Consider the following 1,684-nt stretch of genomic DNA (forward strand, 5'->3'; position numbering starts at 1 on the left):
CAGATAGACAAGGGGCAAGCAGGTCCGTTGTTAAAGGGGGAGAGCCCAAATTAGAAGTTAAAGTCAGGGATTCAATAATTAAGTGTAAAAGGAGTGTGGGATTTAGACAATGAAGAGGTAGGCTTGGAGCCAGCCATCTTTGAAAGAATGCGTAGAAGTTCATTCAAGAACTCTTTTTCCCTAAAAATTACGGTGGCTAAAAATTGAACTGAAACTCTGGGGGTAGTAAGTAGTTTGCTTGGTAGTAGAACAGACTGTTGAGTGGTGGTGAGAGCCCAAGAATCAGAAGAGAAAATGTGAACATGAGTAAAAAAATTGTTGCCTCATCTCTCCTGGTCACCAAGCCAAAGGTGCCTTTGGTTTGGGCAAAACAGTCTCTAAGGAGGTTCCCGATGGGGGATGGTAATAAACGCACAATGTGCCAGGAAATAATTAAAACAAAAGACTACTGTTGTAAACTAACACAAGTGGGAGATAGTGGGGGGGAAAGTTTTTTTAAGGAACTCGGCAAGTTATTAGCTTTCATTAGAAGTTAAAACACAAGGCCTCGACTGTTTACCAAAAACATAGCTCTTTGCTAATATGAAGGTAGAAGTATGAAGGGTGAGACCTGCCCAATGGTTGTATCTAAAAAGGTTGGTAGAGCCAACTTAATAAAGACAATTTAATGGCCGCGGTAACACTGACCGTGATAATGTAGCGTAATCAATAGTCAATTAATTGTTGGCCGGTATGAATGGTGTCACGAAGGTCTCACTGTCTTAAGGAAATTTCCAGTGAAATTGAATTTGTAGTGAAGATGCTACATCCAAATTGTTAGACAAGAAGACCCCATGAAACTTTACTGGAAACTTATGTGGCTGACTTAAATAGTTTAAAAATGTGGTGCGGGTCAACTAAGGCTAGAAAAGCGCACTTTTTTATTTGAAGAAAGGCAACTCACGAACTTATGTTTTTGGGGTTTGATAAGTGGGACAGTTTGGTTGGGGCGACCGCCTTTAAAAAAGTAACGAAGGCGGGCTTAAGATACATATTTAATTGTGTCTGACTGCCAGGGGGAGACCCAGAGCAGACACTTATCTTTGGACGGTGGGTTTAAGTGACCCGTTAATTTAGGGTGAAATAGTTAACGATAAACAAATAAAAGTTACTCTGGGGATAACAGCGCAATAACGTTAGAGAGTTTTTATCGACGACGATGTTTGCGACCTCGATGTTGAATTGTGGCATCCTGGGGTGCAGTCGCTCCCAAGGGTTGGTCTGTTCGTCCATTAAAGCCGTACATGATTTGAGTTAAAAGCGTCGTAAGACAGCTTGGTTTCTATCTACAATTTGAAGAAACATTGATATAACTATTTTCTAGTACGAAAGGATCGAAAAATTAGTGGTTCTCTTATTTTTATAAGTTACAATCAATTGATTGATTCAGATGCTTTTTGAAGGGGTCTTTTGGTTAATTGCTGATTGCTTCTAAAGTATGAAAGTTATATCAAGTTGTTTGAGGTCTGAAAGTCGGATCGTAGCCATGACGTTCTGTGGGCCAAGGAGTTGTTGCCTAGGCTTGTCTTCCTAAGACCGCTTGGCCTCCGACTTGTAGCAAGAAAGGATACGGTTATTATATACCCCATGGTTGGGTAGCCTGTTTTGTTTAGATTGGTGGTGTTACACCCTTGAATTTCTGCAC

At 40.7% G+C, this 1,684-nt stretch carries 1 rRNA gene; it reads left to right on the top strand.

Annotated elements, in window-relative coordinates:
• A 23S ribosomal RNA gene (locus ACYQ78_RS39200) occupies positions 1–1,599 on the top strand; the annotation flags it as partial.
• Between the last annotated feature and the right edge of the window lie 85 nt (positions 1,600–1,684).

This window comes from Herbidospora sp. RD11066, from assembly GCF_054661255.1.